Below are 12,967 nucleotides of genomic sequence, written 5' to 3' on the forward strand. Positions count from 1 at the left end.
AAGGTGCGGGGCCGTCGTCGTATGGAAGGTCCAGCGACTGCTAGTGCGCGGACATCCGTTCCTTGAGGGAAGCGAGCTCGGAGCTCAGGGCCTCGGGCAGCGAGTCGCCGAACTTTGCGTACCACTCCTCGATGGAGGCGAGCTCCGTGTCCCACTCCTCGCGGTCGACGCGGACGGCGTCCTCCACGTGGGCGTGGGTGAGGTCCAGGCCGGTGAGGTCCAGCGAGTGCCCGGCAGGAACGTATCCGATCGGGGTCTCCACGGCGTCGGCCTTGCCCTCAATACGTTCGATGGCCCACTTGAGGACGCGGGCGTTGTCGCCGAAGCCGGGCCACGCGAACCCGCCGTCAGCCGTGCGGCGGAACCAGTTCACCAGGAAGATGTGGGGCAGGCGTTCCGGGTTGGCCTTGCCGGAGACGCTGATCCAGTGCTTGAGGTAGTCGCCGGCGTTGTAGCCGATGAACGGCAGCATGGCCATGGGATCGCGGCGGAGCACGCCAACCTGGCCGGCGGCCGCAGCCGTGGTCTCGGAGGAAAGGGTGGAGCCCATGAAGATGCCGTTGGTCCAGCTGCGGGCCTGGGTGACCAGCGGAACAGTGGTCTTGCGGCGTCCGCCGAAGAGGATGGCCGAAAGCTCCACGCCCTCCGGGCTGTAGTACTCCTCGGCCAGCATGTCGATCTGTGAGATCGGCGTGCAGAAACGGGAGTTCGGGTGCGCGGCAGGCTTGTCCGAGTCCGGGGTCCAGGAGTTGCCCTGCCAGTCGGTCAGGTGCGCCGGAACCTCGTCCGTCATGCCCTCCCACCAGACGCCCCCGTCGTCGGTCAGGGCCACGTTGGTGAAGATGCTGTGGCCCTTGGCGATGGCGCGCATGGCGTTGGGGTTGGTGCCCCAACCGGTGCCGGGGGCAACACCGAAGAGGCCCGCTTCCGGGTTGGTAGCGCGGAGTTCGCCTTCCTTGCCGATCCGCATCCACGTGATGTCATCGCCCAGCGTCTCCACTTCCCAGCCTTCGATGGTGGGGTCCAGCAGGGCGAGGTTGGTCTTGCCGCAGGCGGAGGGGAAGGCGGCGGAGACGTAGTAGGTCTTCCGCTCGGGGGAGGTCAGCTTGAGGATGAGCATGTGCTCGGCCAGCCAGCCTTCGTCGCGTGCCATGACCGAGGCGATGCGCAGGGCGTAGCACTTCTTTCCGAGCAGGGCGTTTCCGCCGTAGCCGGAGCCGAAGGACCAGATGGAACGCTCCTCGGGGAAGTGGACAATCCACTTGTCCGGGTTGCAGGGCCATGCCACGTCGTCCTGGCCGGGCGCCAGGGGGGCACCCAGGGAGTGCAGGGCCGGAACGAAGAAGGCGTTGGTCGCGGTGATCTTGTCCAGCACTGCGGTGCCGATGTTGGCCATGATGCGCATGGACGCAACGACATAGGCGCTGTCCGTGATTTCGACGCCGAACTTGGGGTCCTCGGCGTCGAGGTGTCCCATGACGAACGGGATGACGTACATGGTGCGGCCGCGCATGGAACCGGCGAACAGGCCGCGCAGCTTGTCCTTCATCTCCCGCGGGTCCATCCAGTTATTGGTGAAGCCGGCGTCCCGCTTGTTTTCGGAGCAGATGAACGTCTGTTCCTCAACGCGGGCAACGTCGGCGGGATCCGAGAACGCGGCAAAGGAGTTCGGGAACAGGTCCTGGTTGAGCCGGGTCAGGGTGCCGGCAGCAACAAGCTCGTCGGTGAGACGGGTGTTTTCCTCTTCGGACCCGTCAACCCAGTAGATGCGGTCCGGCTGCGTAAGCTCAGCAACCTCTTCGACCCATGCCAGCAGACCGGCATGTGTGGTGGGTGCTTTCTCAAGCAGCGGCTTCTGCGCCAGATCGCCCATTGCAGTTCCCTTCCTCGGGTTCATCGGTGTGAGCTAAATGCTATGGTCCGGACCAGTGGAGTTTTTGGGGAGTTTGACTGACATATCCGGTCACGGAAACTGAATTCCGCGAGAATTCAAGGAATTGTTGCCGGAAAAACGTCGATTAAGTGATGAAGGTCACCTATACCGGTCTAGTTACCGAGATTACAGCGCTCTCGATTTGGCATCGGCCCGCAGCTCGCGTAAAGTAATTCGAGGTTCGGGGAGAGCGGTTCTTCTCCCGGGACACGGAATGCGCCCATAGCTCAGCTGGATAGAGCGTCTGTCTACGGAACAGAAGGTCAGGGGTTCGAATCCCTTTGGGCGCACCAGCAAGGTCCGTACCGGTTATCCGGTACGGACCTTTTTTGTGCTGTACGGACCGTCAACCCGGTTAGGCTTTGCTCATGATGCCCGAGGCCGCTGAGCGCGAATTTGATGTTGTTGTTATCGGCGCAGGCGCCGTCGGGGAAAATGCGGCGGGCCGGGTGGTGCAGAACGGGCTGACGGCGGTACTCGTTGAAGCGGAACTTGTCGGTGGCGAATGCTCCTACTGGGCCTGCATGCCATCGAAGGCCCTCCTTCGTCCGGGCACCGCGCTGCACGCGGCCCAGACCACCCCGGGGGCCAAGGAAGCCGTTGCCCGCACCCTTGATGCCGCTGCCGTCCTGGAGCGCCGGAACTACTTCACGTCCAACTGGCAGGACGACAGCCAGGTGTCATGGGTGGCGGACACCGGCATCGAACTGGTGCGCGGCCACGGCTGGCTGACCGGCCCAAAGGCCGTGGAGGTGGCAGGCCTGGACGGGACGCAGCACCTGCTGCGGGCACGGCATGCGGTAGTACTGGCCACCGGTTCGGCCCCCACCACTCCCCCCATCGAGGGACTGCAGGACGTGCCGGTATGGGGTACCCGCGAAGCCACGTCCGCCCGCGAGGTTCCGGAGCGCCTCACGGTTTTGGGCGGCGGAGTGGCGGGGACCGAACTGGCCCAGGCCTTCGCGCGCCTGGGCTCGAGCGTCACGCTGGTTGCGCGCAGTGGATTGCTGGGCAACTTTCCGGACGAGGCGTCCGCACTGGTTGCCGCGGGGCTGCGCGCGGACGGCGTTGAGCTGCGATTGAACACCGCCACGGAACGAATCGGCCAGAATGACGACGGCAGCATCACTGTGACCCTGGGTGACGGAACCGCCATCACCTCCGACAAAGTCCTGGTCTCCACCGGCCGCCACCCGGCACTCGAAGGCCTCGGGCTGGAGAGTGTGGGCTTCGGGCCGGACGACTCAGGCCACCTGTCCCTGACCACGGATCCGTCGGGGATGGTGAAGGGCACCCCCGACGACGAACCATGGCTTTACGCAGTGGGGGACGCTGCAGGCAAGAACCTTTTCACGCACCAGGGCAAGTACGAGGCCCGGGCCACCGGTGACGCCATCGCGGCCCGCGCCAAAGGTGAACTCAAGGGGACACCCGGCGATTGGACCCGCTGCGCCCAGACCGCCAACCAGCACGCCGTGCCGAGCGTCGTCTTTACTGACCCGGAACTGGCCAGCGTGGGGCGCACCCTGAAGGTTGCCCGGAAGGACGGCTACAACGCGTCCTCGGTCGAGCTGCCCATCCAGGTTGCCGGCTCTTCCCTGCACTCGGAGAACTATGAGGGCTGGGCCCAGTTGGTGGTCGACGAGGACCGCAAGGTCCTGCTGGGCGCCACCTTCGCCGGCCCGGATGTGGCCGAACTGCTGCACGCCGCCACCATCGCCGTGGTGGGTGAGGTGCCGCTGGACCGGCTGTGGCATGCCGTCCCCTCCTACCCCACTGTCAGCGAGGTATGGCTGCGGCTGCTGGAGAAGTACGGCCTGTAGCGCTATTTGAACTGACCAGTCAGTTCGGTTAGGCTGGGAGCAGACGATTTCTGCGAAAGGCAATCCTTGCTCTCAGCACACCAGCTCCATGCCAAAGGACGCCGGGATCCGCTGCTCCCTCCCACCTCCTTGACCCTGGCCCGCGGTGAACTGCTGCTCGTTACCGGCGACCGACAGGACCAGCGCACCGCATTGTCTCTGCTGCTCAGCGGCAGGATGAAGGCAACGGGCGGACAGCTCACCTGGGACAACAGTTCCCGCGTCAAGCAGCTCCGCCAAGCAGCGGCCCTGGTGGACTCCCCCGGCGTCAACGAACCCGAGGAGCACCTCTCGGTCCGCGACCTGGTGACCGAGGACCTTGCCCTGATCCCCCGCCGTTTCCGCGGCGCGCTGCTCAGCGGCCCATGGCTGAAGGTCAACCGCTTCGAGGACATCGCGGACTTGTGGACGGAGCAGCTGGAGCCGCAGCGGCGGCTGGAACTTCTCACGGCGCTGGCCCTGGCGAACCCCCGCACGGACCTGCTGGTGGTGGATTCGCCGGACAGGCACAGTGCGGACGCGTCCAGTTGGCTGCCGCGCCTCCGCGCGCTGGCGTACGACGCCGGGCGTCCGCTCGCCGTCGTAGCGGCAGTCAGTGCCGTCCCCGCCTCGTGGGACGGTCCGGTGGCCACCATCGGCAACGCCGCACCTTTGGCGGAGTCTGCACCGGAGTCTGCACCGGAGCCCGTCCCGGGACCGTCGGCAGGGCCTGCGGCTGACGTCGAAATGCCCGTTCCAGCCGACACGGCCGGCCGCCATGCGGCAGGCGGCGGGCTGAACCCGGATAACCAGGAAACCACGATCGAAACTGAGGTTGCCAAGTGACTGTCCTGCGGCTGGCCCGCTCCGAACTCAAGCGAATGACCGGCGGCCTGCTGCCCAAGCTGACCATCCTGGCGCTGACCATGGTCCCGCTGCTCTACGGCGCCGTCTACCTCTACGCGAACTGGGACCCTTATGGCCACCTCAACAACCTCGACGCCGCCCTGGTGGTGGAGGATTCCGGGGCAACCGCTGCGGACGGCGCCCGGCTGGAGGCGGGGCACAAGGTCGCGGACAGCCTGGTGGAAGGCAATGTGTTCCATTGGATCCCGGTGGCCAGCTCCGCCGAAGCCGACGCCGGGGTCAGCAGCGGGCAGTACGCCTTTGCCTTGAAGATCCCCAGGGACTTCTCCGCGAACCTCGTCTCCCCGGGCAGCTTCGACTCCGCCAGCCAGGCCATGCTGAATGTCACCACCAACGACGCCAACAACTACCTTCTCAGCACCATCGTGGACAAACTGACAACGGCGGTGCACTCCACCGTGGCCAAGGAGGTGGGAGAGGAAACTGCCAACCAGTTGCTGACGGGGTTCGGCACCATCCACTCCAAGATGGTCCAGGCCGCGGACGGCGCCTCGCAGCTGGCCGACGGCGTGGCAACTCTCCGCGACGGCAGCGTCACCCTCCACGAAGGCACCTCTGCCCTGAGCAGCGGTGCGGACCAGTTGTACGCCGGCCAGCTGAAACTGCGGGACGGGGCCAACCAGCTGACTGACGGCGCCGGGCAGCTAAGCAGCGGCCTGTCCACCCTGAAGGACAGGACGGCTACCCTCCCCACAGACGCCCAGACGCTTGCCAACGGCGCCGCGCAGGTGGCTGCCGGCAATGCGCAGCTGAACGCCAAGGTCCAGGACGTCTCTGCCCAACTGGAGGCCGCCGACCAGGGTCTGCGCAACCGGGTGGTGGAATCCAACACCAGGCTTGTCAGCGCGGGCGTCCTGACACAGGAGCAGGCTGACAAGGTCCTGGCTAGCTTCGACGCCGCCGCGGCCTCCAGCCCCGTGACGGCTGCAAAGACCAAAATCCAGACCGACGCCGCCCAGGTCCAGCAGCTGGCCGACGGCTCCGAAGCGGTCAGTGTCGGCGCCGCCCAGCTCGCCGCCGGGATGCCTGCACTGAAGGACGCCATCGGGCAGGCGTCGGCAGGGGCGGACCAGCTCCACACGGGGGCTGCCGCCCTGGCAGCCGGCGAGCAGTCCGCCGTCGACGGCTCCTCCAGCCTTGCGGACGGCGCACGGAAGGTGGATGCCGGGGCCGCGCAGGTCGCGGACGGCGCCGGGCAGGCCGCTGCCGGTTCACGAACGCTGGCCGACGAGATCGGCAAGGGCGCCGGGCAGGTTCCCAACCCGGACGACGCCCAGAAGAGCAACCTGTCCCAGGTCATGGCCGATCCCGTCGCCGTCAGCAACGTGTCCCAGGCCAAGGCCGGGTCCTATGGGGCCGGGCTGGCACCGTTCTTCCTCACGCTTGCCATGTGGATCGGGATCTTCATGCTGGTCCAGGCCATGCGTCCCATCACCCAGCGGGCCCTGGCCTCCAACGCGCCGTCGTGGAAGATCGCGCTGGGCGGCTGGCTTCCCTTCCTGTTGGTCTCGGTGGTGCAGGCGTCCCTGCTGACCCTGGTGGTGGACGTCGCCCTGGGCCTGAACCCTGACCACCCGTTCCTGATGTGGCTGTTCATGCTGGCCGCCGCCATGGCGTTCAGTGCCCTCATCCAGGGCGTAGTGGCCTTGCTCGGCTCGCCCGGCAAGCTGGTGGTACTGATCCTGCTGGTCCTGCAGCTGGTGTCGTCCGGAGGAACGTTCCCCTGGCAGACCACGCCCCAGCCGCTGCATGTGGTCCACCAGGTCCTGCCCATGGGCTACGTGGTCACCGGCATGCGGCACCTGATCTACGGCGGGGACCTGTCCATGATCGTCCCCACCCTGGCCGGCCTGCTGGGCTACACCCTGCTGGGCGCAGCGATGTCGACCCTGGCGGTCCGCAAAAACAAGTACTGGACCCTTAAAACCCTGAAACCGGAGATCGCGGTATGACCACCGAACCTGCAGCCGCGGCCAAAGCACTCCGGCCGTCCAGGACCAACGCCACGCGGCAGAAACTCTTCGACGCCTCCATGGAGCTGATCGGCGAGCGCGGTGCAGCCAGCGTCACGGTGGACGAAATCGCGGCGGCGGCCGGGGTTTCCAAGGGCACCGTCTACTACAACTTCGGCAGCAAATCCGAGCTGATCGCACAGCTCCTCCGGCACGGCGTGGACATCCTGAAGGCGCGGCTGCTTGCTGCGGCCGACGGCGGTGGCCCCGGACACGACCCCTTGCTGGCCATGGAGGCAATGATCGGGCAGGCCATGGACTTCATGGCCGAATACCCCTCCTTTGCCCGCCTGTGGGTCAGCGAGAACTGGCGGATCCCCAGTGAGTGGCAGGGCACCTTTTCGGTCCTGCGCGCGGAACTGCTCGAAGTGATCGGGCAGGCAGTGGACCGCGTGGCCACGGCGTACCCGGTGGATGACTCCGTGTCCCGGGGCAGCCTGGAAACGGCCATCTTCGGCGCCTGCTTCGTGGTGGGCCTTGATCGCCAGACGTACAACCCCGAGCGCACCCGTGACCAAAGTGTTGCCGCAATCATGGCGATCATGCGCGGCTACGTGCTGAAGGATGCTGCTCCTCGGGGATGATGGTGGACATGCGCCATACGGGGAAGAGCGGAAAATTCGCGGTCATCTGCGGTGTCGTTGCTGCGGGGCTGCTGGTGCTCACGGCGATGACCCTTGCCGAGCCGGTTTTCCTGGCATTCCTGGGCGTCCTTGCACTGGCCTACCTCGCCGCAGTGGCCGAAATCCTGGTGCGGCGGCGGCGGTTCGCCCTCCTGGCGGCTGTGGCGGGCACAGCCCTTGCCCTCGGCTTTTCGCTGGCCTTCCTCAGCACGTGGGAGCTGGCCTTCAACGGGCAGTCGTCCTTCCTGGGCACCCCGCTTCCCACCGATGACCCGGACAACTACTTCATTGGCGCCGCCTGCGCGCTCGCGGCAACGTTCGGGATCCTGTTCCTCGGAGCCCTGTGGCCGGGGAGGAAACGCATCACGGCCGCCCGGAGGCCATCATCAGCACTGCGCGGAGCCAGACCCGCAGCGCGGGCAACCGGACAGGGAAGGCCGGCAGGCCAGGCCAGGCCGGCAGGGCAGGGAAGGACCACGGCACAGCAGCCGCGTCCCCAGGCTGCCCAGCGGACGGCCGCCCCGCGCGGGAGCACCCCGGCCCCCGCAGCTCAGCGGACCTCCGTGCCCCGCGCCCCTGCCCGGGACTCCGCAGCGGCAGCCAGGCGTCCGGCGTCATCCGCTCCACCGCCGCCCAAGCCGGCAGCCCGGCCCGCCCGCGGCCAGCCCCGCCGCTGACCCCCGCTGCCCGCTCCGGTAAGCACCGCCGTCGCCACTCCGGCCAGGAGGAGCAGCCCGCCTGCCAGCTCCGTGGGCGAGGGCACCTCCGCGAGGACCAGCCACGCGGCGCTCATGCCCACCACCGGGACCAGCAGGGTGAACGGAACAACGGCCGACGACGGGTGGCTGGCCAGGAGCCGGTTCCAGATTCCGTAGCCCACCAGTGAGGCGAAGACAGCCGTGTACAGGGCGCTGAGAATGGTGGGTGCCTGAAGGTCGGCCACGGAGTTCCATACCGTAGCCGGCCCGTCAACCAGCAGCGACAACGCGGCCAGCGGGACCGGGACCACAGCGCCGGACCACACCACCAGGCCCAGACCGGAGGCAGCCCTCGCCTTGCGGGCAATGACGTTTCCGGCCGCCCAGGACAGTGCCGCCGCCAGGACGATGAGCAGCGGCAGCAGTGGGGCCACGGCACTGCGACCCACGGCCACGACGGCCAGTCCTGCCACGCCCAGCACCACTCCGGCGAGTTGGCGCCGGCTGGGCCGCTCGCCGAGGAAACCGGCGGCCAGCAGGACGGTCAGGAGGACCTGCGCCTGCAGGACCAGCGAGGCGAGGCCCGCCGGCATGCCGAGCGCCATGGCCAGGTAGAGGAGCCCGAACTGGCCGGCGCTCATGAAAAGTCCGACGCCGACGATGGCCTTCCACGATACGTCCGGCTTCCTGACAAAGAAGATCCAGGGGACAACCACCAGGACGAAGCGGATCGCCACGAACAACAGCGGGGGAAAGTCCCGGCCACCGGCGTGGAGTCCGATGTCGATGGCCACGAAGTTCAGGCCCCACAGCAGGGCCACCAGAACGGCAAGGAGGGAATCGCGCAGGTTCACGCCCTCACTCTGGCAGAAAATAGGGTTGAAGCACCAGCGCTTATTTGAACCTTGAATCATGTACTTTTGCTTCATGATTGACATCGGATCATTGCGGGCCCTTGCAGCCATCGAGCAGCACGGGACGGTGATTGCCGCCGCGGATGTGATGGGGTTCAGCCCCTCTGCTGTGTCGCAGCAGGTGAAGAAGCTGGAGAAGGAAGCCGGATTCGCGGTCCTGGAGCGCCGCGGCCGCGGGGTCCTGCTGACCGAGCGCGGACTGGCGCTGGCCGCTTACGGCCGGCGCATCCTGGCCGAGCTGGAGGAACTGGAGTCCACCCTGCTCGCGGACCCGGCCAAGCCCAGCGGCAGCCTGCGCCTGGTCTCCTTTTCCACGGCCTGCCGGGGGCTGGTGGGTCCGTTGCTGGCGCGGATCGGGCAGTCGGAGGCCGCGCTGGAGATTTCTGTCCTGGCAGAGGATCCGCGGGAGGCCGTGGCCCGGGTGGCCAACGGCGAAGCCGACCTTGGGCTGGTGCATAACTGGAATTCGGTGCCCCTGGTGATCCCGGAGCACCTGATGCTGGAATGGCTGTGCGAAGACGTGGCGGACGTCCTGGTCCACCGGCAGCATCCGCTGGCCTCGCTCGCGGACATCGAGCCCACCCAGCTTGTAGATGAGCGCTGGATCAGCACACCGGACGGTGCGATCTGCAATGAAGCCCTCCTGCGGATCTTCGCTGATTTGGGGCGGGTGCCGGACATCAGGGTGTACGACCCCGACTTTGCTACGCACATCGCCCTGGTGGAGCAGGGGGTGGGCGTTGCGCTGGTCCCCCGCCTCGGCCGCCCGGCACTGCCTCCGGACGTGGTGGCCGTGCCGGTGGTCAACCCCGTCCAGGCGAGGCAGGTGGGGCTGGTCCACCGGAGGACCATGACCGCCAGCCCGGGGATCAGGCACGTGGCGGCACTGTTGCGCGGGATTGCCGTCAGTGTGAGCGGGGAACCGCGAAGCGCGTGATCCGGGCGTCCTGCCCATCGAGTTCAGCCCACGGCTTTTCCGTTTCAAGCACGGTCAGCGCGTTGGTGGGAAACCGGGTGGCGGCGTCCATGTAGGCGTCATGGTCCGAATCGCGTGAGGCCAGGTGCATGGCCAGGTCCTGGACGCCGGGCAGGTGCGCGATCAGCATCAGGGTGGTCACCGTGTCCGGCACATGGTTGACCACGGTGAGCATCCGGAGCGCCGATGCGGCATACAGGCCGTCCTCGAGCTTCGGCGTGGGGGCCTTGTCGCCGAGCTCGGAGCAGACCCAGGTACACGTCTGGCGGGTCCGCAGGGCACTGGAGCACAGGATGAAGTCCGGGACGATGTTGTGCTTGAGCAGCCAGCGCCCGGCCAGCGGCGCTTCCCGGTGCCCGCGCTCCTCCAGCGGCCGCTCGTGGTCGGCCACTCCGCCGGGCCAGTCGGCCTTGGCATGGCGCATGATCACGAGGCGGCGAAGGTGGTGCTCACTCATGACCCAAGCCTAGCCAATCCCCCAGGCGCGGAGGCGGCCAGAGGGAGCCAGGAGTTAGATCGAGTATTCCGGAGCAGCCCAGACAACAACCTCGGGGTGCTCGTAGAACCGGTAGCCCTGGCCACGGACCGTGCGGACGGTGTTGGCAAGGCGGCCCAGCTTGGAGCGGAGGCGGCGGATATGGACGTCGATGGTGCGCTCGTTGGGCACTTCTTCGGCGTTGCGCCAGAGGCCTTCGAGGAGCTCGTCGCGGCCCACGGTGCGGGTGCCGTTTTCGACGAGGTAGTTGAGGAGCTCAAACTCCTTGAACGTGAGATTCAGGGACTCGCCGTCAAGGTGGACTTCGCGGCGGGCAAGGTCGATCAGCACACCGGAGGGCCGGGGTTCCTGCGGCTGGGCAGGACGCGGAGTCTCGGCGCGCTGGCGGTTGTTGACCGTGGGGTCGCCAAAGGTGGAACGGACGACGTCGAGCGCGGAACCGGGGGTGCCGGCCGGGGCCACCGCTACGGCGGCGTAGCTCTCGGCGCCGGAGACCAGCGACTGTGCGTAGGCGCGGATCTCCTGGGCCAGTTTGGCAATGGAGGTACCCGCCGCTGCGGCCGTCTCTTCGTCGATGCCCATGTAGAGGACGAATCCGCGGGCCACGTTGTCATTGGCTACCGGGCGGACAGCGTTTGGCCCGGCAACCACAGGGGTAGGGGCAGTAACAGGAGCGGACTCGGCGGGGTGCACGGCGCGGAGCTGGCCGTAGGAGTTCGGGTTGTATCCCTGCGGGGCGAAGCCCTGGGCGGGGAAGCTGCTTCCGGACGCGGAGGGAGCAATGGCCGGGCGCGGGCCGAAGCCGGGACGGATGCCGGAGGGCTGGCCTGCCTTGGCGGCGTTACGGACAGAGATGTGGACGTATCCGGATGCAACTGACATGAATGCTTACCTCAATGTGAAATGGCCGTCTTCGCGGCTCGAATGCTGACTACCCCGTCACGCGGACCGGGGAGGGGCGCCCGACGCTGGGCTGGGGGGCGAATGCCTAAGAACTTCGATGGGTGGGAAGGTCAGGCGTGCATTCGACAACAGCGCATGTCGGCAGCAGCGGATGTGCTGGGCCAATATTCTGCGGCTGCAGGTGCTGTTGAGTTCTTGTTCACATTTGAAGTGTGCAGCGTAACAATGCCAACTTGCAAGTAACAATGGACCGAATCGTCCGCATTGTGAGACGAATCGGAGAATTGTGCCGTACATCACGATTTTGGAAGGGGGGAAGAATTTGAACGCTTATCCCGCCCACACCCCCATCTCCCCGTTTTTCCAGAATAAAATTCGGACAACATCCGGTTTACCGAATGCGTCCGAAATTCAACCGTTTGACGTGGAATCGCCGTAACCGTGTCCAGCCCGCGTCCCGCCTTCGTCCGGTTTTTTGTCCGCGAACGGGTGCGCGGCTCCGAAGGCAGGACGGTACGCCGGTGTTTAATGCCGCCGTCAGTTGCTGCTGGTTCCGGAGCTGGGAGCGGTCGAGGTGCTGGACGCTGCGAGCAGGATTGTCTCCGCCGTGTAGGTGTCGCCGTCCTTTAGGGCTGTCACCCGGACGCTCGCCCCCGTGGCCACGTTGGAAAAGCTGAGCGTACTGCCGGTGGACGCGCTGCCGCGCTGCCGCATGCCCTGGGCCACCTTGACGTCGGAGCCCACGGCATACGTCCGGGAAAAGCCGTCCTCGCTCTTAACTGTCATGGAGGTGCCCGAAATCTCGGTCACAGTGCCGGCCTGCCCCGCCATGGTGACGTAGCTGGAGCCCTGGAGGACGACGTATTCGGAGTGGACAGCGGCGTTCAGGCCCGCCGCTCCCATGCCCAGTCCGCCCGGGCCCCCATCCATGCCCATCCCTCCATTCATGCCACCGGCCACGCCGCTGCCGTCCACGCCGCTTTGGCCGCCCGGCCCCATCATGCCGCCCTGCCCGGTCATGCCGCTTTGTCCACCGGGCCCGAACTGGCCGGCAGACCCCGTGCCTTGGCCATTCACGCTCGAGGCAGCAGTGGTCCCATTGCTCGCTGCGTAAGCTCCGGCACCGGCCGCAGCGCCCACCACCACCGCAACACCGCCTACCAGCAGGCTTTTCTTACCGGTCCAGCTCCCCTTCCCCGAACGGGGCGAAGCATCAGGTGCGTAGTGCTGCGGTGCGCCCCATCCGCTGGCGGCGTTGTCCGCGTGGCCGGACGCCGGCGTCGTGCCCCACCCTGTTGACGGCGCACCGGGGGCGGGTGCGCCCCACCCGTGGGCGGGCCGTTCCTCCGGGGACCGGTCCTGGCCGACAGGTTCGTAGGCCCGGCTGGCGTGGCCGGCCGGGACGCCACCCCAGACAGGTGCGGGCTTGTCCTTCTGCTCCCGGCCGTCATCGGCGGGGCGGCTCTGGCCGTTTCCGCCAGTTGCACCCGGGTAGGCATTGTCTTGCTGATCCATGGCTTCCTCCAGGAGGTCGTAGCTGTTGGTGATGCTGTTGTCCCAACAGGCTCTGCCGCTTAGCTGTGCGGGGGCTGTGCTGCGAGCCAAGCCTGCCTGTGACATGGCCGGGCCGCGCGGGAAGGCGCC

The 12,967-nt window shown here is 67.1% G+C and carries 10 protein-coding genes and 1 tRNA gene; 6 read left to right on the forward strand and 5 right to left on the reverse strand.

The features are described from left to right. Positions 1-40: 40 nt before the first annotated feature. Positions 41-1,873 carry a phosphoenolpyruvate carboxykinase (GTP) gene (locus ACTJK0_RS16265; RefSeq protein WP_440745885.1) on the reverse strand — a complete coding sequence of 611 codons (1,833 nt, stop codon included), beginning with the start codon at positions 1,871-1,873 and terminating at the stop codon, positions 41-43. 276 nt (positions 1,874-2,149) lie between these two features. Here ACTJK0_RS16265 and ACTJK0_RS16270 point away from each other — a divergent pair. From ACTJK0_RS16270 to ACTJK0_RS16290, 5 genes are all read left to right on the forward strand, one after another. After that, positions 2,150-2,226, forward strand: a tRNA-Arg gene (locus ACTJK0_RS16270). 75 nt (positions 2,227-2,301) lie between these two features. Next, positions 2,302-3,756 (forward strand): dihydrolipoyl dehydrogenase family protein, encoded by a 1,455-nt coding sequence (locus ACTJK0_RS16275; protein WP_440745886.1) that lies wholly within the window; start codon positions 2,302-2,304, stop codon positions 3,754-3,756. A gap of 66 nt (positions 3,757-3,822) precedes the next feature. After that, positions 3,823-4,620: an ABC transporter ATP-binding protein gene (locus tag ACTJK0_RS16280; protein ID WP_110545014.1), complete on the forward strand. Its 798-nt coding sequence runs from the start codon at positions 3,823-3,825 to the stop codon at positions 4,618-4,620. Then, positions 4,617-6,653: a YhgE/Pip family protein gene (locus ACTJK0_RS16285; protein ID WP_440745887.1), complete on the forward strand. Its 2,037-nt coding sequence runs from the start codon at positions 4,617-4,619 to the stop codon at positions 6,651-6,653. Before ACTJK0_RS16280 ends, ACTJK0_RS16285 begins: the two co-directional genes overlap by 4 nt. Further along, on the forward strand, positions 6,650-7,297 hold the full coding sequence (locus tag ACTJK0_RS16290; protein WP_110545010.1) for a TetR/AcrR family transcriptional regulator: 648 nt from the start codon (positions 6,650-6,652) through the stop codon (positions 7,295-7,297). The genes ACTJK0_RS16285 and ACTJK0_RS16290 overlap by 4 nt, the downstream gene beginning before the upstream one ends. Positions 7,298-7,886: 589 nt before the next feature. On the opposite strand, the gene ACTJK0_RS16295 is transcribed toward ACTJK0_RS16290, so the two are convergent. Then, entirely contained in the window at positions 7,887-8,888 is a 1,002-nt protein-coding gene (locus ACTJK0_RS16295; RefSeq protein ID WP_440745888.1) for an EamA family transporter, read from the reverse strand. 73 nt (positions 8,889-8,961) lie between these two features. Between ACTJK0_RS16295 and ACTJK0_RS16300 the strand changes: the two genes are divergently transcribed. Next, a complete protein-coding gene (locus ACTJK0_RS16300) occupies positions 8,962-9,885 on the forward strand; it encodes a LysR family transcriptional regulator (protein WP_440745889.1) in 924 nt (307 codons plus the stop codon). Here ACTJK0_RS16300 and ACTJK0_RS16305 read toward each other — a convergent pair. The 3 genes from ACTJK0_RS16305 to ACTJK0_RS16315 all read right to left on the reverse strand — a co-directional run bounded on the left by ACTJK0_RS16305 (position 9,854) and on the right by ACTJK0_RS16315 (position 12,838). Next, complete coding sequence (locus ACTJK0_RS16305; RefSeq protein ID WP_110545004.1) at positions 9,854-10,381, reverse strand: SixA phosphatase family protein; 528 nt, start codon at positions 10,379-10,381, stop codon at positions 9,854-9,856. The two genes, ACTJK0_RS16300 and ACTJK0_RS16305, sit on opposite strands and share 32 nt — an antisense overlap. 54 nt (positions 10,382-10,435) lie before the next feature. Next, complete coding sequence (locus ACTJK0_RS16310; protein ID WP_110545002.1) at positions 10,436-11,302, reverse strand: winged helix family transcriptional regulator; 867 nt, start codon at positions 11,300-11,302, stop codon at positions 10,436-10,438. A gap of 558 nt (positions 11,303-11,860) precedes the next feature. Next, positions 11,861-12,838 (reverse strand): hypothetical protein, encoded by a 978-nt coding sequence (locus ACTJK0_RS16315; protein WP_440745890.1) that lies wholly within the window; start codon positions 12,836-12,838, stop codon positions 11,861-11,863. Positions 12,839-12,967 lie beyond the last annotated feature (129 nt).

Source organism: Paenarthrobacter sp. 22069, assembly GCF_052046035.1.
In the GTDB taxonomy this organism is placed as follows: domain Bacteria; phylum Actinomycetota; class Actinomycetes; order Actinomycetales; family Micrococcaceae; genus Arthrobacter.